22 protein-coding genes are annotated in these 20,469 nt (G+C 30.7%); 12 read left to right on the top strand and 10 right to left on the bottom strand.

Translation table 11 applies throughout. The features are described 5' to 3' along the window. The first annotated feature begins 26 nt into the window (after positions 1–26). Together BUC09_RS07470 and yihA are read left to right on the top strand one after the other, a co-directional pair. Positions 27–797 carry an alpha/beta fold hydrolase gene (locus BUC09_RS07470; RefSeq protein ID WP_073310407.1) on the top strand — a complete coding sequence of 257 codons (771 nt, stop codon included), beginning with the start codon at positions 27–29 and terminating at the stop codon, positions 795–797. Further along, positions 797–1,417: a ribosome biogenesis GTP-binding protein YihA/YsxC gene (gene yihA / locus BUC09_RS07475; protein WP_073310174.1), complete on the top strand. Its 621-nt coding sequence runs from the start codon at positions 797–799 to the stop codon at positions 1,415–1,417. The genes BUC09_RS07470 and yihA overlap by 1 nt, the downstream gene beginning before the upstream one ends. A gap of 36 nt (positions 1,418–1,453) precedes the next feature. On the opposite strand, the gene gldC is transcribed toward yihA, so the two are convergent. Together gldC and gldB are read right to left on the bottom strand one after the other, a co-directional pair. After that, positions 1,454–1,795, bottom strand: coding sequence for a gliding motility protein GldC (gene gldC / locus BUC09_RS07480; protein ID WP_073310176.1), 342 nt, complete (start codon positions 1,793–1,795; stop codon positions 1,454–1,456). Continuing rightward, on the bottom strand, positions 1,795–2,751 hold the full coding sequence (gene gldB, locus BUC09_RS07485; protein WP_073310178.1) for a gliding motility lipoprotein GldB: 957 nt from the start codon (positions 2,749–2,751) through the stop codon (positions 1,795–1,797). The genes gldC and gldB overlap by 1 nt, the downstream gene beginning before the upstream one ends. Before the next feature lie 101 nt (positions 2,752–2,852). On the opposite strand from gldB, the gene nadE reads away from it, so the two are divergent. Together nadE and BUC09_RS07495 are read left to right on the top strand one after the other, a co-directional pair. Continuing rightward, complete coding sequence (nadE, locus tag BUC09_RS07490; RefSeq protein WP_073310410.1) at positions 2,853–3,659, top strand: NAD(+) synthase; 807 nt, start codon at positions 2,853–2,855, stop codon at positions 3,657–3,659. An 81-nt stretch (positions 3,660–3,740) separates the two neighbouring features. Further along, complete coding sequence (locus BUC09_RS07495) at positions 3,741–4,370, top strand: response regulator transcription factor (protein ID WP_073310180.1); 630 nt, start codon at positions 3,741–3,743, stop codon at positions 4,368–4,370. Here the strand turns inward: BUC09_RS07495 and dnaG are convergent. From dnaG to BUC09_RS07525, 6 genes are all read right to left on the bottom strand, one after another. Then, positions 4,367–6,343: a DNA primase gene (gene dnaG / locus BUC09_RS07500; RefSeq protein ID WP_073310182.1), complete on the bottom strand. Its 1,977-nt coding sequence runs from the start codon at positions 6,341–6,343 to the stop codon at positions 4,367–4,369. The two genes, BUC09_RS07495 and dnaG, sit on opposite strands and share 4 nt — an antisense overlap. Before the next feature lie 84 nt (positions 6,344–6,427). Beyond that, positions 6,428–7,669, bottom strand: a complete 1,242-nt coding sequence (locus tag BUC09_RS07505) for a hypothetical protein (RefSeq protein WP_073310184.1) — start codon at positions 7,667–7,669, stop codon at positions 6,428–6,430. A 136-nt stretch (positions 7,670–7,805) separates the two neighbouring features. Continuing rightward, positions 7,806–8,843: a hypothetical protein gene (locus BUC09_RS07510; RefSeq protein ID WP_073310187.1), complete on the bottom strand. Its 1,038-nt coding sequence runs from the start codon at positions 8,841–8,843 to the stop codon at positions 7,806–7,808. A 16-nt stretch (positions 8,844–8,859) separates the two neighbouring features. After that, the gene (locus BUC09_RS07515) at positions 8,860–9,579 is read right to left on the bottom strand and encodes a hypothetical protein (RefSeq protein ID WP_073310189.1); all 720 of its coding nucleotides are present in this window, start codon (positions 9,577–9,579) and stop codon (positions 8,860–8,862) included. Next, positions 9,566–10,126, bottom strand: coding sequence for an RNA polymerase sigma factor (locus BUC09_RS07520; RefSeq protein ID WP_073310191.1), 561 nt, complete (start codon positions 10,124–10,126; stop codon positions 9,566–9,568). The genes BUC09_RS07515 and BUC09_RS07520 overlap by 14 nt, the downstream gene beginning before the upstream one ends. 103 nt (positions 10,127–10,229) lie before the next feature. After that, entirely contained in the window at positions 10,230–11,210 is a 981-nt protein-coding gene (locus BUC09_RS07525; RefSeq protein ID WP_073310193.1) for a polyprenyl synthetase family protein, read from the bottom strand. A 121-nt stretch (positions 11,211–11,331) separates the two neighbouring features. On the opposite strand from BUC09_RS07525, the gene BUC09_RS07530 reads away from it, so the two are divergent. Further along, on the top strand, positions 11,332–12,186 hold the full coding sequence (locus BUC09_RS07530; RefSeq protein ID WP_073310195.1) for a hypothetical protein: 855 nt from the start codon (positions 11,332–11,334) through the stop codon (positions 12,184–12,186). Positions 12,187–12,231: 45 nt separating this feature from the next. Here the strand turns inward: BUC09_RS07530 and rlmN are convergent, their stop codons facing one another. Next, positions 12,232–13,275, bottom strand: a complete 1,044-nt coding sequence (rlmN, locus tag BUC09_RS07535; RefSeq protein ID WP_073310197.1) for a dual-specificity RNA methyltransferase RlmN — start codon at positions 13,273–13,275, stop codon at positions 12,232–12,234. 113 nt (positions 13,276–13,388) lie between these two features. Here rlmN and BUC09_RS07540 point away from each other — a divergent pair, with 113 nt between their 5' ends. The 7 genes from BUC09_RS07540 (at position 13,389) to BUC09_RS07570 (ending at position 19,911) form a co-directional block, all read left to right on the top strand. Next, on the top strand, positions 13,389–14,339 hold the full coding sequence (locus BUC09_RS07540; RefSeq protein ID WP_073310199.1) for an NAD(P)H-dependent flavin oxidoreductase: 951 nt from the start codon (positions 13,389–13,391) through the stop codon (positions 14,337–14,339). A 101-nt stretch (positions 14,340–14,440) separates the two neighbouring features. After that, positions 14,441–15,082 carry an O-methyltransferase gene (locus tag BUC09_RS07545; protein ID WP_073310201.1) on the top strand — a complete coding sequence of 214 codons (642 nt, stop codon included), beginning with the start codon at positions 14,441–14,443 and terminating at the stop codon, positions 15,080–15,082. Positions 15,083–15,225: 143 nt separating this feature from the next. Further along, entirely contained in the window at positions 15,226–15,432 is a 207-nt protein-coding gene (locus BUC09_RS14660) for a hypothetical protein (RefSeq protein ID WP_073310203.1), read from the top strand. Positions 15,433–15,436: 4 nt separating this feature from the next. Then, positions 15,437–16,210, top strand: coding sequence for a GLPGLI family protein (locus BUC09_RS07555; RefSeq protein ID WP_234972529.1), 774 nt, complete (start codon positions 15,437–15,439; stop codon positions 16,208–16,210). Positions 16,211–16,241: 31 nt separating this feature from the next. Further along, complete coding sequence (locus BUC09_RS07560; RefSeq protein ID WP_073310207.1) at positions 16,242–16,487, top strand: hypothetical protein; 246 nt, start codon at positions 16,242–16,244, stop codon at positions 16,485–16,487. Between the two features lie 50 nt (positions 16,488–16,537). Further along, on the top strand, positions 16,538–17,254 hold the full coding sequence (locus tag BUC09_RS07565) for a GLPGLI family protein (RefSeq protein WP_073310209.1): 717 nt from the start codon (positions 16,538–16,540) through the stop codon (positions 17,252–17,254). Beyond that, entirely contained in the window at positions 17,254–19,911 is a 2,658-nt protein-coding gene (locus BUC09_RS07570) for a carboxypeptidase regulatory-like domain-containing protein (RefSeq protein ID WP_073310210.1), read from the top strand. The genes BUC09_RS07565 and BUC09_RS07570 overlap by 1 nt, the downstream gene beginning before the upstream one ends. Here BUC09_RS07570 and BUC09_RS07575 read toward each other — a convergent pair. Continuing rightward, a complete protein-coding gene (locus BUC09_RS07575) occupies positions 19,906–20,469 on the bottom strand; it encodes a phosphatase PAP2 family protein (RefSeq protein ID WP_073310212.1) in 564 nt (187 codons plus the stop codon). The genes BUC09_RS07570 and BUC09_RS07575 overlap by 6 nt on opposite strands.

The raw sequence follows: 20,469 nt of genomic DNA on the forward strand, positions 1-20,469 counted from the left end.
GTAATAAACAATATCAAAAAACCAAAGTGAGTAACTTAATAAAAGACGGTAAATACGAATATTTTGAAGCTGGTGAAGGAACACCCATTATTATTTTACATGGATTAATGGGCGGATTGAGCAATTTTGACGGAGTTGCAAACTACTTCCCAAGCAAAGGCTATAAAGTTGTAATTCCTCAATTACCTTTATACTCTCAAAACATTTTAAAAACGAATGTAAAATCGTTTGCAATATATGTTAAAAACTTCATTAATCACAAGGGTTTTAATCGAGTAATACTTGTTGGAAACTCACTTGGAGGTCACATTGCTTTATATTTTACAAAGATGTATCCTGAAAGAGTTTGTGGTTTAGTTATAACCGGAAGTTCAGGTTTATATGAAAGTGCTATGGGAGATAGTTATCCTAAGCGAGGCGATTATGAATACATCAAGAAAAAAGCTCAAGATGTTTTTTACAACCCCGAAGTTGCTACTCCAGAAATTATTGATGATGTATATGCAACAGTAAATGATCGAATCAAATTGATTAAAACACTTACGATTGCTAAAAGCGCTATTCGTCATAACATGGCAAAAGATTTACCAAAAATGCATGTTCCTACAGGAATTATTTGGGGTAAACAAGACAAAGTAACTCCACCAGATGTTGCAGAAGAGTTTCACAAGCTTTTACCCAACTCAACACTATACTGGATTGACAAATGTGGTCATGCAGCTATGATGGAACATCCTGATGAGTTTAATAAAATTTTAGAAGAATGGCTTGAAACTAAAGCCGAACATAAAGAATAATGAAAGTCAATACCGCCGAATTTATTATTAGCAACTCTGATGTGAGCAAATGTCCTTTGGATCGCTTGCCCGAATATGCTTTTATAGGAAGGTCTAATGTAGGAAAATCATCTTTGATTAACATGTTGACCAATCATAAAAATTTGGCAAAAACATCTGCGAGACCGGGTAAAACTCAATTAATAAACCATTTCAAAATAAACAATAACTGGTTTCTAGTTGACTTACCAGGTTATGGATACGCTCGTGTTTCTAAAAAAACCAAGGAAGTATTTCAAAAATTCATTACCGATTATTTCGAAAAAAGAGAACAATTAGTTTGCGCCTTTATACTTATCGATATTAGACACGAAGCCCAAAAAATTGACTTAGAGTTCATTAACTACCTTGGAGAAATTGAAGTGCCTTTTTGCATCATTTTCACTAAAGCAGATAAAATAAGTCGTGTAAAAATTGACCAAAGCATAGCCTCTTACAGAAAATCATTATTGGCTAACAATTGGGAAGAAATGCCACCTCATTTTGTTACTTCATCACTTGAAGCAACAGGTAGAGATGCTGTTTTAGAATATATAGATTCTGTAAATCAAGAGATTTTTAAAAACAATAGCTTTGTATAAAAAGAAAGGGTTCTCGTTGAGAACCCTTTCTTTTTATTAATCTTCTTTTTTTAACTCTAGTTTTTCTGCAAAATAATCACAAAAATCTCGCATTGTGTCACTCATTTTCTCATCGGCCGTAGCTCTTTGAAATGTATCTGCCATTGCAACTAATGTTTGATGAAAGAATACTTTCATTTCGTCGACCGGCATATCTTTAGTCCATAAATCAATTCGCATCGTTTCTTTGGCTTTGCTATCCCAAATATTTAGCATAATTGCTTTAGCCTCTTCATTTTCTATTCCTCCGTCTTTTGCTGTCCAATACAACTTTTCAGGAATTTGATTTTCGTCTAATGCTATTTTAAATTTAATATCTGATGTTTTATTGATTCCCATTATTTAGTAGGTTTATATTTAGATTTTTGAAATATTTCTTTTGCATCCATTAAGAACATTTGTTGAGCAGGAATATCATTGTTATCCATAAAGGCTCTTACAATTTGCCAACCTATCCATGCGCCAACACGTCCTGGTGTTTCGTTATCATTGACCAATCCAAATTTAGAAAATGGTCCTGGTTCGATAAATTTTGGCAATAATTTCGAATCTGTACTATACAACAATTTTTCATCGATAAAAAAGCGCCAAACATCAACATCATGCTCTTCGCACCATTTTATTTCATCAGCAGTGTAACATATTTTATCTTCGTCAGAATACTCTGGTAGTAATATATCTTTTAAATACAATTGCTTACCAGCATAAATCATTTGTGACAAGAAATCTCTTTCCATGGGTGGTTTTACTTTTCCATATGAAAAACTCTGTACAATGTCTGGTAAAATTTGAGAAGGCTCAAAAGTCTTTTTTAGATACTCTGGGTATTCATAAAATTTATGATTTTTTCCCAAATACATTTCTAGTGATACAATAACAAGACTATCTGTATAAATTGCTTTGTATTGTGGGTCCATATCATGTATCAAAGTCACAACTTTAGGCGTTCTTGTTTTAGGATAATAAAATTTAATGTATTTAAATAAATCTTCGATCCCTTCTTTTTCTAAATCAAAGTTATCATAACGTTTTTCCACTTCTTTATAAAGTTCTCTCCATAACGGATTAGTCATTTTTTCGATCATTGCCGAATCAGAAACATTAGTTGGAAAAAAATAAGGATACTTCGCTTTTAGTTTTTGCAGATCTTGAGGTTTTGTGCCAAAAAAAGCTTTGTCATAACGATCAACTTCAATTGCAACCGGAATATCTTCTGCCTCTGCTTTTATTTTATCGTTTTTTGAACAAGATGTTAAAATTATGCTAGCTAAAGCAAATACTACAAATTTCTTCATAAATTATAACAGTAATTTATTTCTTACGTTTTTTTGAATACTTTTTTGAGTAAAAGTATTACATTTGCAAATATACATCGTTTTGAAAAGAATTTATGCCTATGCAAAAAATTACTCAGCTTGACACTGAAAAAGTTAACCTACATATCGTTAATTGGCTCAAAACTTATGCAGAAAACGCAAAAGTTAATGGATTTGTAGTGGGAATTTCTGGAGGAATAGACTCAGCTCTCACTTCGACTTTGTGTGCACAAACCGGCCTAACTACTTTATGTGTTGAAATGCCTATTCATCAAGCAGAAAGCCACGTAAACAGAGCTCAAGAGCATATTGCTCAGCTTAAAAAAAGATTCTCAAATGTGACAGACACAAGAGTTGATTTAACTCCTGTATTTGAAAGCATGAAAATTGAAATTCCAAAAACAAACGATGAGATAAAACTCAACCTATCACTGGCTAACACCAGAGCACGTCTACGCATGACCACCTTATACTATTTAGCAGGAATTCAAGGCCTTTTAGTAGCAGGAACTGGGAATAAGGTAGAAGACTTTGGCGTTGGTTTTTTTACAAAATATGGTGATGGTGGAGTTGACCTTAGTCCAATTGCAGATTTGCTAAAAAGTGAAGTAAGACAATTAGCATCTTACTTACAAGTTCCCGACTCTATTTTAAAAGCAGCACCAACTGATGGATTATTTGGTGATGACAGAAGCGACGAAGATCAACTAGGTGCTAGTTATGAAGAATTAGAGTGGGCCATGGCACAATTGGAACAAGGAAAAAAAGCTGAAGATTTTATCGGTAGAGAGAAAACTGTATTTGAAATATACAAGAAACTCAACACTATAAATCAACACAAAATGAACCCCATTCCTATTTGTAAAATACCAGAAATTTATAAGTAATTTATTACTTGATTCCCAGTTATTTACAAAAATATTAATTATCTTTACTATTCGTTTTAGTTTTAATTTAAAGTTTTTATTATGGTAAAATTAGGTCTTGCAGACAACCATCCAGTTGTACATTATGGCATAAAATCTTACTTTAAAGAACACTCTGACATTTCCTTAGTTGGAATAGTTGATAATTTTGATATGGTTGAGGAAATGCTAAAACGCAAGGATATTGACGTCCTACTTATGGACTTAGAACTTGAAGGACTTTCTAGCATAAATCTCATAAAAGCCCTATTAAAAGATTATCCAAAAGTAAAAATTGTTCTTTATTCAAATCTAAATGAGCAAATTTATGCTCCAAATGCAATCAAAGCAGGCGTTTCTTCGTTTGTAGAAAAAACTGAGAAACTTGATGTATTAGCTTCGACTATCATTAAAGTAAACAGAGGCGCAGTAATATTTAGTGAAGCTGTCAAGAAAAACATGGCACTTATTTCTAAACAGGCTAAATCTGAAAGGTTGTATAGAAAATTATCAAGCCGTGAGATTGAAGTATTACGCTATTTATCTAACGGTAAGAAAAACAAAGAAGTTGCTGAAGCACTAAATCTTAATGAAAAAACTATTAGTACTTACAAATTACGCCTATTAGCCAAACTAAATGTAACTAATTTAGTAGATTTAGTAAACAAAGCTAAGACGCTAGAAATTGTTTAACTATAACGTGACATTACTCTTCCTAATTTAACCGAGAAGTTATTTATAAGTTTAGAGTAATCCATCACCATAGAAAGATTTTCAGAATTGTCACTTTCAATTGTATTTGAGAGTGACATTTTTATTTCTTCAATTATTTTATTTACTAAAAACCATCTCAATGATAAAATAGTTTCGGTTACATACTGAGAGACTGTTTTATCTTTTAGCTTAACATAAATCTGCTTTGCTTCCCAGTTATGAAGCATATCTTTTTCATCTGCCATTAAAATAGAAGTAACTTCTTGAGAAAGCTCAGGCGAAACTTGCATTAAATACTGCTCTATTTCAAACTTTTTATCTTGATTGAAATACGCAATTAAATTATTATATATGGATTGAAAAACAGGGTTTGCTAATTCGACCTCATCTTCCTGCAAACTTAAATAAACCCTTTGAAAAACTTTATATTTGTTCACTTCTCTAACTTCCTTTAACTCACCATCATCGTTAGCTTTCCATAAAAAATCTTCAAAATCCTCTTCAAAATCACCATACAAAAGCAATATCTGGATAATTTTTTTCTCAAGCTCGTATTGTATATCAACTTTAGCAGAAACAGAAGCTGTTTCATTTTTATGAACTTCAAATGCTTTTTGTTCCTGAACAAATTTCTTATTAGCTTCTGAAATATCTTTTTGCATAAGTTGTGCCAATGTATTAAAAAGAACTTCTTCTGAAATCTCCATAATACGAGAACACTCTTGAATATAAATTTCTCTTTTTATTCTATCAGGAATTTTAGAAATACTAATAACCATATCCCTAATAAGATCAGCTTTCTTGATAGGATCGTTTTTAGCATCCTTCATCAATAAAGAGGCTTTGAACTGAATAAAATCTTTAGCATTTTCGTCTAAATATCTTAACAATTCTTCATGTGGTGTTTTACGAGCAAAACTATCTGGATCTTCTCCTTCAGGGAAAGTACAAACTTTTACATTCATGCCCTCCTCTAATATCAAATCGATACCGCGTATTGAAGCCCTTAGCCCCGCTGCATCACCATCAAATAATACCGTAATATTTTTAGTAAGTCTATTAATTAACCTGATCTGATCTGAAGTCAATGCAGTCCCAGAAGAGGAAACAACATTCTCAACTCCTGCTTGATGCATTTGAATTACATCTGTATATCCTTCACAAAGAAAACAGTTGTCCTGTTTTACAATTGCTTGTTTTGCATGATAAATACCATACAACACTTTGCTTTTATGATAAATATCGCTTTCTGGCGAATTAAGATATTTTGCTGCTTTTTTATCATTAGTCAAAATTCGGCCTCCAAAACCTAATACGCGACCAGACATACTTTGAATAGGAAACATTACGCGTCCTTTGAATCTATCAAATTGCTTCTCATCTTTTGAGATGGTCAATCCTACTTTTTCTAAGTATTCTAAATTATACCCTTGACCTAAGGCTTCTTTTGTAAAAGCATCCCAAGTTTCAGGAGAATAACCTAATCCAAATTTCTTAATGGTATCTGAAGTAAAACCACGCTCTTTGAAATATGAAAGTCCAATAGCCTGACCTTCATCAGTATTATACATAGTGTTTTGAAAATACTTTTGAGCAAATTCAGAAACCAAATACATACTTTCTTTTTCGGAAGCCTCTTGCTGCTCTTCAGAAGTTCTTTCCGTTTCCTCAATCTCAATATTGTATTTTTTTGCTAAATATCGAATAGCTTCAGGAAACGAGAAATGCTCGTGTTCCATTACAAAAGTAACAGCATTACCTCCTTTACCCGAACTAAAGTCCTTCCAAATTTGTTTTACGGGAGAAACCATAAACGAAGGAGACTTTTCATCAGAAAAAGGACTAAGTCCTTTAAGATTAGTCCCTGCACGTTTGAGTTGCACAAAATCACCAATAACCTCCTCTACACGGGCAGTTTCAAAAACAGTATCTATAGTATTTTTGGAAATCATCAGAATTAAATGTCGTCAAATATACAACTTTCATAAAAACAAAAAGTGCTCTAAATAGAGCACTTTTAATTATTTATATTTTGATTATTTTAATCTAAAATCTGGTCTTTTCTTTTCGTCATTACTTTTAAAGAAATTTGTCAAACCTACTTTTGAAACTCTATTCAACATACTAGGTTGTAAGAACCAATTATTAACTTGATCGTTTTTAAATAGTGCCTCGTTAGTAAATGCCTCTACACAACTATCAATTATACAATCTTTAACAGTAATCTTTTTGTAATTATCTGCCTCTAAATATTTATCATCTAAAGCAAGGAAACTAGCAAATCCTGAAACCACACATTTATTCATTTCTAAAAATGAGTCTGATTTTAATGAAATAGCTTCTTTTACTAAACCAACACTATTATCATCGTTATTTACGATTGTAACATTATTAAGTTTAATTACAGTTTTTCTTTTTGTTGGATCAAAGTTTTCTACTTTATCATACGAATCAATTTCGAAAGCTCTAGAACGAGTGTTATCTGAAATAAATGGACTTCTGATTACAACACTGTTATTAACTGTACTTTGAATTCCCATAGAGAAATCGAAATCATCATCACTATTTCTGTAAGAAATGATATTACTTAAATCTACGTTCCCACCAACAACTTCAATTGCATCATCTTTTGCAAAACTGATTTGAACAAACTCTACTTTAGTCTTTTTACCAACTGCTCCTAGAGTTAAACCGTTTAGCATCGTTTTTGAGTCAATTTTTTTACCAGCAAATTCTATACGAACATATTTCAATATTCCAGAATCACTGTTATCATCATTACCTCCAAAAACATTATACAATGGGTTTGAATCATAGATTGAAGAAATTAACCCTCCGTGTCTATTTAAGGGAGCATCACCGTAAATAATTACACCACCCCAATCACCAGCTTTTCTGTCTGATGCTGATTTATTTGATGTAAAAACAATAGGGTCTGTTACAGTCCCTTCTGCTATAATTTTCCCACCTTTAACAACAGTCAAGGTACCTGTCGAGTCACTATCTCCTCTAATTACCGTTCCAGGTTCAATTGTTAAGGTTACTCCACTTGGCACATAAACAGTACCCATAAGCAAATAAGTATTCCTTTTTAATAAAGTAGTATTTTCTTTGATAACTCCAGTTAAAATTTGAGTAGCTGGAGAATAATCAGCAGTTTTAGGTTTGAAACTTGTCCAGCCATTAAACCAGTTGTTTTCGCCATATATTCCAGGCATTTTCTGAGCATTTGCTACTCCAACAGAAGTTAACAGCAATAATAAAAGTGTCTTTCTCATTTGTGATTTGTTTTTAATCAAGGGAAACAAATTTAACTTTAGTTTTCTAATATACCAAAAATTAATGTTAAACTATAATTAATAATAAAAAGTGTTTCATTTCTGAAACACTTTTCAATAACTATGCCAAATAAAATTAATTAAAATCAAATCGTACTCCTAGAGAAATATTGTTTTGATCAACTGTATTATTTTTAAACAATGGATTTAAATCATACTTAACATATAAACTTGTTTCTTTATACCCGATATAAGCTCCAAGTCCGTAAACAAAATCATTAGTATTGAAACTTCCTTTTTCTTTTTGAGTATAATCGTGTCCATTTTCTTCATACTTTAAAATTTGTTTCGTTTTTACATTAAAACCTGCAAAACCTCCTAGACCAACTCTTACTCCTTTATGTATTTGAAAAAATGGTTTATCATTATAATCTTTATTACCTGAAAAATCAAACTCTAAATATAACGGAAATACAATATTCAAATTTTTAAATCTCGAATCATCCAGCTTTGTAGATGAATATTGCAAATTTGTTTGCTTTCCATTTTCAACAAAATAACGGCTATCTGTAGGTCTTAAGTTGTTGTGTTGAAATGATAATCCATATTTAAAATGCAATAAATTGTCATTTTTTAATATTCTAGTATTGTACGAAATTCCAATTTCATAAAAATGTGACCCTAAATATCTAAAATCTGAATGCGCAACTGAATTATTTGTTATGAGATTATTCAATCCTAAGGCAAACACAAATTGAGATGTTGTTCTCTTTTCAGAAACTTTTACAGTATCTTTCTTGTTATTAAATATAACACTAAAAGCCTGTTTTTTTGGATTTACTGTATCTAAATATGTAATTCTTCCTTCTACTTTTTCCTTAACAAGTGTTGTTAATTTAGTTTCCTCCTCAGCTACACGACTTTCTATTTTCAAAGCACTTGCCTCAGCTAATTTTAATTTCTTTTCATCAGCTTGTTCTCTGTTGATAGTTCCTTTTTCAAGTTCTTTATTAACTTCTTCTACTCTAAGTTTAAGGAAAACCTTTTCTTCTTTTGTTATTTTTTCTATACGATTAGCAATCGCTCTAGCTTTTTCTTCAAAAGTTTCTTGACCAAACATTTTAGCGGTAGATGCTAAAATTAAAATACTCAAATAAATAATAAAATTTTTCATACTGTTCGTTTTTTGATTAATGATTAATTGATGATTCTTGATTTCTGCTGACCACAGCTTCTTTTGCTTCTTTATATCCTTTTGTGACTGTTTTCATTACTTTTTGACGAAATGTAAGCTGAATTTCTCCATCCACTTGATTTAACAGCGTACTTGGATCAATTTTTAATTTAGGCTTTTCTGCTGGTGTTTTTACTTCAGCCACTACTTCGTTATTATCTTGAATAATTTTTTGTTCGCTTTTTTCCTCAATATTTTTAATATCATTTTTTTTATCTGAATTAGCTACTTGATAATCATTCTCTTCAATTGGCAAAGAACCTTTACTTATTGAATTATTGAATCTTTTTCTTTTTTCATTTTGATCCTCAACTTTTGATTTTGATTCAGAATAAGCTACCGAAGAATTCTTTTCATCAATAATTGTCTTATTAGATTCTATTATATTCGTTTTACCAACTTCATCATTTGAAGATTCATTAACCTCTTTGTTTACAATAACATTTGAATTATTCTGTAGTATTTTTTCTTCATTAGAATTCAAGAAAAAATAACTTACTCCTAAAAAAAGAACTATTCCAGCGGCAATTCGCATCCAAGGAAAGGGTTTCTTTTCAACTTTACTCTCTTGAACCGAAAGCATTGCGTCCAGTCTATCCCAAGCTTGAGCAGAAGGTTGAATTTCTCTTTTGCCTAACTTTTCTCTTATCTCATTTTCTAACTTATTCGGTTCCATAACTGTAATTTTTAAGTTTTTGGATTTGGGTTTGCAGCATTTCTCTTGCTCTTGACAATTGTGATTTTGATGTTCCTTCAGTAATACCTAACATTTTTGCAATTTCTTGATGCTTGAATCCTTCGATCACATATAAATTAAATACCATTTTGTAACCTTCGGGCAAATTGTCTATTAAGAACTGTAAATCATCGAGAGACAACTGACTTTCTATTGAATTATGACTATCTTCTACAAAAGACTCATCATCCATGAATTTCACCTCTTTCTTTGCTCTAATAAAAGAGATGCATTCATTAATCATTATTCGTCTTATCCAGCCTTCAAAGCTTCCTTTATGCTCAAAATTTTGAAGATTTGTAAAGACTTTCATAAAAGCTGTAATCATTACATCCTCTGCCAGTTGCAAATCTTTTATATATTGTCTGCACACTCCCAACATTTTGGGAGAGAACTGAGTATATAATTGATGTTGAGCATGGCGATTATTTGCAAGAGCTTGCTCGATCAATTTTTTTTCTTCGTGATGTAAATTGACAACTTTCACTTTATTTTGGCTTCAAATTTTAATATAAGGAATATCACATTGACCCTTCTATTTACATAGACGAGAATGAATAAAAAAAGGTTGCATGATGGATAAAAAAAAATTATTTTTTTCTTTCGATCACGTAATTTACCATTAAAACTAGGGAGTCTTTATAAGGGGAATCTGGGAAGGATTCTATGAGTTTAAGGGCTTCTTGCTGAAATTCTATCATTTTTTTCTCAGCATAAATTAATCCATTATTATTTTTTACAAAAGCAATAACTTCTTTAACTCTCTTTTTATCCTTATTATGATTTTTGATAGAGTTTATAAGCCAACTTTTTTCTTTAGAAGTACAGTTATTTAATACATGGATAAGAGGAAGCGTCATTTTTTGCTCTTTGATGTCTATTCCTGTTGGTTTACCAATAGCTTCTTCTGTATAATCAAACAAATCATCTTTAATTTGAAAAGCCATTCCTATTAGCTCTCCAAATTTTCGCAAGCGTTCTACCAGTTCTGAATCATCTGGTTTAACCGAACAAGCAGCAAGCGAACAACAAGCGGCTATAAGTGTAGCCGTTTTTTGTCGGATGATTTCGTAATATACTTCTTCTGTAATATCCAGTCGTCTAGCCTTTTCTATTTGAAGTAATTCGCCTTCACTCATTTCTCGTACTGCAACTGAAATGATTCGAAGCAAATCAAAATCTCCATTATCTATTGATAGTAACAAACCCTTTGAGAGTAAATAATCTCCAACTAAAACAGCAATTTTATTTTTCCATAAAGCATTTATTGAGAAGAAACCACGACGTCTATTACTATCATCAACCACATCATCATGAACTAAAGTGGCTGTATGAATTAATTCGATTACTAAAGCTCCTCTATACGTACGCTCTAGAACTTCACCTCCCGAAATCATCTTGGCGGTAAGAAAAACAAACATAGGACGCATTTGTTTTCCTTTACGGTTTACTATATAATAGGTTATCCTATTTAAAAGAGCAACTTTTGAAGACATTGAAGAATGAAACTTTTTTTCAAAAAGCTCCATCTCATGAAGTATTGGTTTTTTTATTTTCGAAGAAATATCCATCGGAAACCAAAGATAGTATTTCTATTGAAAATTTTATAATTCAAAAATATTTTTATATTTGATTTAAACCTTTTTACGTTATAACTGTCAAATACCCAAAACCTTAAAAAAATCTTAAATTATGAAAACTAAAATTTTAATTCTTGCAGCACTTTTATCAGTAGTTTTCTACAGTTGTACAAAAGATAATGAAAATGACAATAAGGCCATGACTGCAGAAGATGCAAAAGTGAATGCTAAAATGGATGCAGCTGGATCTGATATTTCTGCTATTATTGAAGAGCAATTAACAACCCAAGATGGTATCACATTAAAAAGTACACAACAAGCTACTTTTGCACCAAATTGTGCTACCATGACTAGAGTTCCTGATTATGGAACTGTAATAACTCCTGGCACAACAATTACTAAAACCGTTGACTTTGGAACTACTGGATGTCCATTACCAAATGGAAATATTTTAAAAGGAAAAATCATTATTACTTTTGTTTACCAGCCTAATGCAACTTCACATACTATTAATTACCAATTTGATAATTTTTATCATAACAATATTAAAATTGTTGGAAATAAAACTTTTACAATTTCATGGGGTACTTCTGCAGCAAATCCTGAAACTCATGCAATCGTAGTTATGAATATGGATTTTACAGCAACATTCCCAAGCGGAAATGTATTTCACAGAACTGGTTCTAGAGCGACTGAAATTATTGCTGGTCAAACTACGCCAGAATATACAGACAATGTTTACAGCGTAACTGGACAATGGAACACAAATTCAACTACTTCTGGCTGGTCTATGACTAGTACAATTACTTCTCCATTAATTGTAAAATTAAATTGTCCAAATATTGTAAAAGGTATTATTCAATTTCAAGGATATGGAACTTCAACTTTAGACTTTGGAAATGGGGATTGTGACAATACCGCTATATTTACTCACAATGGAGTTCAATACACCATCATTTTGAATTAAATTTTAGTTTTAAAAATAAAAAAATCCCGAAATCTCGGGATTTTTTTATGCTTCTTTATTTGCCAATTGACCACAAGCAGCATCAATATCTTTTCCTCTACTCCTGCGTACTTTTACAATAATATCATTTAATTCTAATGCTTTAATATAAGCGTTTATAGATTCCTCCGAAGCTTGCTGAAACTCACCATCATCAATTGGATTATATTCAATCAAATTCACCTTACATGGCACATGCTTACAAAACTTAACCAAAGCATCTATTGATTTTTTATCATCATTGATTCCTTTCCAAACCACATATTCATAAGTCACCTTACTTTTGGTTTTTTTGTACCAATACTCCAATGCTTCTCTTAATTCAGGTAAAGGAAAACTTTTTGTGAATGGCATAATTTGATTTCGTATCTCTTCGACTGCCGAATGCAATGAAACCGCCAATTTGAATTTCACTTCGTCATCAGCCATTTTTTTAATCATCTTGGAAACACCAGATGTTGAAACGGTAATTCTTTTTGGAGACATTCCTAATCCTTCTGGTGATGTAATTTTATCAATCGCTTTCATCACATTTGGATAATTCATCAACGGCTCACCCATTCCCATGAAAACAATATTGGATAAAGGGCGATTATAATACAAGCGACTCTCTGAGTCAATGGCTGCCACCTGATCGTAAATTTCTCCAGGTTCAAGATTACGCATGCGTTTTAATCGAGCTGTTGCACAAAAATTACAATCCAAACTACATCCCACTTGACTAGAAACACAAGCCGTTGTCCTAGTTTCAGTAGGTATCAAAACAGATTCAACAACTAAACCATCATGCAAACGCACCGCATTTTTAACAGTTCCGTCTTCGCTACGTTGCATTTGATCCACTTTAATATGGTTAATTACAAAGTTAGCTTCCAACATTTCTCTAGTTTGTTTTGAAACATTGGTCATATCCTCAAATTTATGAGCGCTTTTACTCCAAAGCCACTCATACACTTGATTTCCGCGAAATGCTTTATCACCATTCGCAACAAAAAAATCACGAAGTTGTTCTTTAGATAATGATCGTATGTCTTTCTTTTCCGTTTGCATGCTGCAAAGATAACAATTCTGAAATCCTAATATCGATAAGAAGATTTGAAATATTATTAAAATTATATGCGCGCATATAATTTTTTTATATCTTTGATAAAATTGATTTAATAATGACAAAACCTAATTTAAAAGAGTTATTGAACATTAAACATCCTGTAATCATGGCGCCAATGTTTTTGGTTTCAAACACTGCGATGGTGATAGAAGGAATGAAAGCAGGAGTTGCAGGTTGTATACCAGCACTAAATTATAGAACCCTAGAAGAATTAAAAGCTGCAATCGCCGAATTAAAAGCTGCAAAAGTTGAAGGTGGAAGCTTTGGGTTTAACTTAATCGTAAATAAATCCAATATTAAATACAAAGACCAATTACAGGTTCTTTGTGAGGAAAAAGTTGATTTCATCATTACTTCTTTAGGAAGTCCCGAAGAAACTATTCGTGAAGCTCATAAGGCAGGCGTTAAAGTTTTTTGTGATGTGACTGATTTAAGTTTTGCAAAAAAAGTAGAAAGCTTGAAAGCTGACGCTTTAATTGCAGTAAACAATCAAGCTGGAGGCCATCGAGGAAATATTGACCCTGAAGCATTAATTAAATTACTTGATGAGAAAACTACATTGCCTGTAATTTCTGCAGGTGGTGTGGGTTGCAAAGCAGATTTAGATAGAATGATTGCTGCTGGAGCTATAGGTGTATCCATAGGCAGTTTATTTATTCCTTCTGTTGAATCAAATGTTTCTCAAGAATACAAACAAGCTTGTGTTGATTATGGCGCTAAAGATATTGTAATGACAGAAAAAATTTCTGGAACTCCTTGTACTGTAATAAACACACCTTATGTTCAGAAAATAGGAACTAAATTAAATTGGCTAGAACGATTCCTGAATACTAATAAACGTCTAAAAAAATGGGCAAAGCTTATTCGTTTCATGATAGGCAATAATGCTGTTACTAAAGCTGCAACACAAGCCACCTACAAAACAGTTTGGGTTGCAGGTCCAACTATAGAACACTCCAAATCTATACAACCTGTTTATAAAATAATTGAGAGTTTGGTTAAATAGAGTTGAAAAGGCGAGAAATAAAACTTCTCGCTTTTTTTATTATAGTATTTGTACTTTTGTACTTCGATAAGCTTAATGTATCACTTTTAGTATTCAAGAATATGCATTTCATTTCAGAAGATTTAGAAAATTACGTTGCAAATCACAGCGAAAATGAACCCGATTTATTAGCTCGTTTAAACAAAGAAACGCACCAAAAAATATTGCAGCCAAGAATGTTAAGTGGACATTTTCAAGGTCGTGTTTTGAGTATTCTTTCTAAATTAATTAGACCAAATAACATTTTAGAAATTGGAACCTATACCGGCTATGCAGCACTGTGTCTTGCTGAAGGATTGACCGATAATGGAGAATTAGATACTATTGACAATAACGAAGAATTGGTGGATTTTCAAAAGAAATACTTTGATCAATCACCTTGGGCAGATCAAATACATCAACATTTAGGAAATGCATTAGATATACTACCAACATTAAATAAAAAGTTTGACTTGGTATTTATCGATGCTGATAAAGAAAATTACATTAATTACTTTCACATGATAGCACCTTTAATGAATAAAGGTGGTGTAATTTTATCAGACAATGTATTGTGGAGTGGTAAAGTTCTTGAAGAAGTAAAAGCAAATGACAAAAGCACTAAAATCCTTTTAGAATACAACCAGCTACTTAAAGAGGATCCAAGAGTTGAAACTGTATTATTACCTATAAGAGATGGTTTGACAGTAAGTCGAGTTTTGTAAAATACTAGAAACTAAACTTTTATTTTTTTACTTGTTAAAAAATATATAATTATTACTCTTTTTCTTTCAAAATTTGTTTTTTTTTTTTCACTTTTGTCCAGTTCGAACAAATAAATTTTTATAAATTTTAAAAAAACTTAAAAATGAAAAAAATGCTTTTTACAGCTATTGCTTTGGTAGCTTTTGCAGGAACTAGTATTGTTAATGCAAAAGAAGATCTAATAAGAACAAAACCATGTATGCAAGTTTATATGGAAACATATGATGAGTGCGCAGATCTTGGCATGGATGCGGCAGATTGCACTAGTGAAGCAAATGCAGCCTATGGAGAATGCTTATCTGGAAACTAAGATAATGATTAAACTTAAATTGAAATTTCAGGAGATTGTAAACAATCTCCTGTTTTATAAAAAAATAATCATTATATTTTTAATCATTAATTCATATAATTTATTTTCACAAAACAACTGCAAAGTTAATTACACTGTAATACCAACTGGTGGTTCTTTTGAAAATAATGATGATGTAAAAAAAAGTAAGATTTCAAATAGATTTCAAGGTGTTGATGAAGCACTTAAAAGATTAAATTATCAACTCATAATTAAAAACGACCAATCATATTATCATCAAATAAACAATTTAGGCCTTAATGAAAAAGTAGATAAAACAGCTAAAAATTTAGCTGGCACAAGTGAATTTCTAAAAAAAAATAGATTAGAAATTATAAAAATTATTAATTTTTCACAAGAAGTTTTTTATGTTAAAACCAAATTAAACAACGATTGGAATCTAATAAATGAAACCAAATATATAAATGGATATCTATGTTTTAAAGCAACCCAACAAAAAAGTTTACCACTAAAAAAAGAAAAAAAATATGAGGTTATCGCTTGGTATTGTCCAAAATTACCCTTTCAAAATGGCCCAAAAGAATTTGGTGGATTACCTGGATTAATTCTGGAGTTACAAGATGGTAGGATTACATACTTAGCCAACAAAATTGATTTAAGTCTTAATCAAGAAATGACAATAAAAAAAGTAGATAAAAAAATAATATCAGAAGAAGAGTTTAATAAAATTTATGAAGATAGAATGAAAAATTTGATTGATAATTTATCTAAAAACTAATTTTTATTTTAAAACCTAAAAAATAAAAAAAATGCTTTTTACAGCTATCGCTTTGGTAGCTTTTGCAGGAACTAGTATGGCAAATACAATTGAAATACCAAAGATTGAAGTTAATATTGAGAATACTACTAAAGAAGTAGAAAGACAAAGACATGATGATTGCATTCAAGTAGCAGCTGATTTTCTTGATTATTTTGCTGATCCCTTTTATGAATTAACACAAGAACAATCTCAAATGGTTTACCAAGCAGTATATAATAACTGTATGTTAAATTAAAAAACTTAAAAGAGGAATCTTTGATTCCTCTTTATTAATATAATAAATTCATGAAAAATATTTTAATCATATTATTTTCTATAATTGTAAATACTCTTTTTTCTCAAAAAAATCAAGGTATCGTTTATTATAAAATAAATGAAATAGGGCTGACAGAGCCAGAAAAAACATCAAATACATCAGGTTTAGACCTGTTCAGAAAAATAAAACAAAATTTAGCAAGTCAGGAATTCATTTTAGAATTCAATAATGAAAAATCTCACTTTTTTTTAGATCCCAAACAAAAAATAACAGACACACAATCACAAGAATACAGAATTCAAAACATTGCTTTAATATACACATTAACAGGAGAAATATTTTTTAATAAAACAGAAAATGAATTAATCATAAAAAAAAATGATGGAACTCTTGTAAAAAAAAATAGCAGTATTTCAGAGTGGCAAATAACAAAAGAATCTAAAATGATTGATGGTATTTTGTGCTATATGGCAACTCAGAAAATAAATTACATTGCGCGTGATGGAAAAGATAAAACAAAAACAATCACAGCTTGGTTTGCTCCTTCATTACCTTATAATTTTGGCCCTAAAGAATTTAACAACTTACCTGGGTTAATATTAGAAATAAAAGATGGATACACTACATTGACTGCTTATAAGATTAATTTAAATTTTAAAAAAAATATTGAAATCGAAATCCCAAAAGGTAAATTTGTTAAACAAGAAGAATACGAGAAAAAATTAAAAGCACAAATGGGAATGTAATGCGTATATTAATTTTTCTTTTATTGTCAACTTTTTTTAGTTTTTCTCAAACCAAAACCATTACAGGCATAGTTTCTGACACCTTAAACAAACCGCTAGAAAACGCTAATATTATTGCCAATCCTTTTACCAAAGAGGCACAGCTAAAATTTGCTATAGCAGATAACAAAGGTCGCTATCGTTTAGAATTAGAAAAAGAAGTAAAATATGAAGTGACTGTTTCTTATATAGGCTATAAGGAAGAGGTGATCATTATTGAACCTAATTCAACTATAACTTTACATAATTTCATTTTAAAAAGCACTGGGCAACAACTCAAGGAAATAGTCATTAAACACGAATACAAGCCAGTTGTAATCAAAAAAGACACCATGACATTTAATGTTAAAAGTTTTGCAAACGGCAACGAACGCAAAATGAAAGAAATCCTTGAAAAACTTCCTGGAGTAGAAGTAGATAAGAAAGGAACAGTAACTGTTCAAGGAAAAAAGGTGACTAAAATGCTAGTGGAGGGAAAATCTTTTTTTGGTGGTGGTAGTAAACTAGCCGTTGAAAATATTCCTGCAGATGCATTAGACAAAATTGAAGTCATAGATCATTTTAACGAAGTAGGATTCATGAAAAAGGTTTCGGACAGTGAAGATCTTGCCATGAACGTAAAACTAAAAGAAAACAAAAAGAAATTTATTTTTGGCGACATTGAAGCTGGCGCAGAAATAGCTAATGACAATGGGTTTTATTTAGCCCATGCTGGTTTGTTTTATTACAGCCCAAAAACAAATTTTAGCTTTATTGGTGATAGTAATAACATCGGTAAAAGTACTTTTACCTTTGAAGATTTAATGCGATTTGATGGTGGTTTTAGTAGTTTTTTATCGGGAAGAAAATCGTTTACTAACCTATATAATTTTGCCTCTGACAATACAGATGTTTTGAGCAACAAATCAAATTTTAGTGCCTTAAATTATAGTATTGAAGCTAGCAATAAAACAACAATTTCTGGCTACGGAATTTTTTCTAAAGGATTTACCAGCAGTTTTTCTAACAACAGTAACCAGTATATTCAAAACAACTTTATAACTTTTGAGAAAAGCACGAATTTAAGAGAAACAAAATCTACTTTAGGAATTGTAAATACAAAATTAGACTATTCTCCAAGTAACACCGAAAAATGGTTTTACAATATTCAGTTGCAAGCAAGCAACAACAAGGGTAAGTCGAACATAAACACTGTTTCAAATAATAATTCTTCATTTTTTGAAAGTCTAAATAACGCAGACAACCAATCACTAAAACAATACATTGAATGGCACAAAAGTATAAATGAAAATCACACGACTACTTTTGTAATGAACAATGCTATCGAAAAAAACACTCCATTCACACATTGGTTTACCAATCAGCCATTTTTAACAGGATTAATTCCGCTTCAAAATGATGTCGAATATACTTTGGAACAAACCAAAAAAGTTAACAATACAAGCATAGATGCTCTTTTTAAACATTATTGGATCATAAACAACTTTAATCATTTGTATTCTGTTATTGGAAATAACTATGATCAATCAAAATTGAACACAAATGAAAAGCAACTTTTAACCAATGGTTCTGTAAATGATTTTAGCACTAACGGATTTGGAAACTCAATAAAATACACATTAAATGACATCTATTTAGGGCTTGAATATAAATTTAAAATTGGCAAATGGACTAATAAACCTGGTGTATATTTTCATCAATATGATTTAAACACAAAACAAGAAACAAGTAATCATATATCTAAATTTTTAATTCAACCTCAATTTAATAGTGATTATGAATTTAGCCAAGCAGAGTCAATTAATTTTAGCTACAAATTAAGTAACTCATTTGCAGAAGTTTCACAATATGCAAACCAGTTCACACTTCAAAACTATAACTTAGTATTTAAAGGTAATGCCTTATTAAACAATGAACAATTTCACAATGCAAACTTAAGATACTCTAAATCAAATATGTATAGAGGAATCATGATTAATGCAATTGTAAATTTTAACAAAAAAACAAAAACAATAAGAAATGAAATTGAGCTTTCTGGAATTAATCAATTTACAACTCCAATTTTGACAAATAATCCTGAAACTTCATGGCGTGCTTACGGTATGCTTTCGAAAAAGATATATCGTTTCACTATAAAATTTTCAACAAGTCTAAATTGGTTTGAATACATCCAAAAAATAAACAACTTAACCAACACGGTACAACGCAACAGCCAAAATTTAGGCATTTCAGCTAGAACAACTTATAAAAAATGGCCAGATATTGAAATTGGTTATAAAAAAGGATTTAATCAATTTAAAAGTCAAACTAACTCATCATTTGAAACTAATGAATTTAATGCAGATATAGAAATACCTTTTAGAAAATCATTTGTGTTTAAGTTTGAATATGAAAACTTCAAAAACTCAAGCACAAAGCAAAATAATTATTTTGAAATTGCCAACACTTCTTTGAGTTACCAAAAGAAAAATAGTCCTTTGCGAATTGAAGTATTTGCTAATAACTTATTTAACAATAAAATTAAAACCAATAATTCTTTTTCGGATTATTTAATAACAGAACAGCAAACTTACATTTTACCAAGAGTTTTTATGCTTAGTCTTAGTTATAAATTATAATTGAGGTAAATATTTTTTCTTTACTTCAATGTAAATTTTATAAAAAGTAAATCCTGAAATCGCCCCAAAAAGATAACCTGAAAGAATGTCTCCTGGAAAGTGAAGCCCTAAGTAAATTCGGCTGTAAGCAAATATTAAAGGAAATAAAAAAAGTGAAATTGCATATTTATAGTATTTCTTCAAAATCATAAAGACAAAAACTGTAGATGCCATTGAACTAGCTGCATGACCCGAAAAATAACTGAATGATCCCGCAGTTTTTACAACTCTTATTATATTTTTAAGCTCTTCATCATTACAAGGCCTGATGCGTTGTACTGTATTTTTCACAAGATTTGTAAATTGGTCAGTAAACGTTATTAAAACAGCCATTGATACTATTATTAAAAGTAAGTTCTTACCTCCTACTTTTTTATAGACCAAATAAAAAACAAATAAAAATAACGGTGTAAGGTGTAGTTGCTTTGTTATAAAAAGCCAAAACGGATCGAAAGTTTCTGATCCCAATCCGTTAAGGTATACTAATAAATCTCTGTCTAATTGAATTATTTTTTCCAA

Origin of the sequence: Flavobacterium terrae (assembly GCF_900142035.1) — a bacterium.
Taxonomy (GTDB): Bacteria; Bacteroidota; Bacteroidia; order Flavobacteriales; family Flavobacteriaceae; genus Flavobacterium; species Flavobacterium terrae.

Bases quoted from the DNA above. Each gene is read 5' to 3' on its own strand.
- yihA (WP_073310174.1), top strand. From the start codon at position 797: ATGAAAGTCAATACCGCCGAATTTATTATTAGCAACTCTGATGTGAGC.
- gldC (WP_073310176.1), bottom strand. From the start codon at position 1,795: ATGGGAATCAATAAAACATCAGATATTAAATTTAAAATAGCATTAGAC.
- gldB (WP_073310178.1), bottom strand. From the start codon at position 2,751: ATGAAGAAATTTGTAGTATTTGCTTTAGCTAGCATAATTTTAACATCT.
- nadE (WP_073310410.1), top strand. From the start codon at position 2,853: ATGCAAAAAATTACTCAGCTTGACACTGAAAAAGTTAACCTACATATC.
- BUC09_RS07495 (WP_073310180.1), top strand. From the start codon at position 3,741: ATGGTAAAATTAGGTCTTGCAGACAACCATCCAGTTGTACATTATGGC.
- dnaG (WP_073310182.1), bottom strand. From the start codon at position 6,343: ATGATTTCCAAAAATACTATAGATACTGTTTTTGAAACTGCCCGTGTA.
- BUC09_RS07505 (WP_073310184.1), bottom strand. From the start codon at position 7,669: ATGAGAAAGACACTTTTATTATTGCTGTTAACTTCTGTTGGAGTAGCA.
- BUC09_RS07510 (WP_073310187.1), bottom strand. From the start codon at position 8,843: ATGAAAAATTTTATTATTTATTTGAGTATTTTAATTTTAGCATCTACC.
- BUC09_RS07515 (WP_073310189.1), bottom strand. From the start codon at position 9,579: ATGGAACCGAATAAGTTAGAAAATGAGATAAGAGAAAAGTTAGGCAAA.
- BUC09_RS07525 (WP_073310193.1), bottom strand. From the start codon at position 11,210: ATGGATATTTCTTCGAAAATAAAAAAACCAATACTTCATGAGATGGAG.
- BUC09_RS07530 (WP_073310195.1), top strand. From the start codon at position 11,332: ATGAAAACTAAAATTTTAATTCTTGCAGCACTTTTATCAGTAGTTTTC.
- rlmN (WP_073310197.1), bottom strand. From the start codon at position 13,275: ATGCAAACGGAAAAGAAAGACATACGATCATTATCTAAAGAACAACTT.
- BUC09_RS07540 (WP_073310199.1), top strand. From the start codon at position 13,389: ATGACAAAACCTAATTTAAAAGAGTTATTGAACATTAAACATCCTGTA.
- BUC09_RS07545 (WP_073310201.1), top strand. From the start codon at position 14,441: ATGCATTTCATTTCAGAAGATTTAGAAAATTACGTTGCAAATCACAGC.
- BUC09_RS14660 (WP_073310203.1), top strand. From the start codon at position 15,226: ATGAAAAAAATGCTTTTTACAGCTATTGCTTTGGTAGCTTTTGCAGGA.
- BUC09_RS07555 (WP_234972529.1), top strand. From the start codon at position 15,437: ATGATTAAACTTAAATTGAAATTTCAGGAGATTGTAAACAATCTCCTG.
- BUC09_RS07560 (WP_073310207.1), top strand. From the start codon at position 16,242: ATGCTTTTTACAGCTATCGCTTTGGTAGCTTTTGCAGGAACTAGTATG.
- BUC09_RS07565 (WP_073310209.1), top strand. From the start codon at position 16,538: ATGAAAAATATTTTAATCATATTATTTTCTATAATTGTAAATACTCTT.
- BUC09_RS07570 (WP_073310210.1), top strand. From the start codon at position 17,254: ATGCGTATATTAATTTTTCTTTTATTGTCAACTTTTTTTAGTTTTTCT.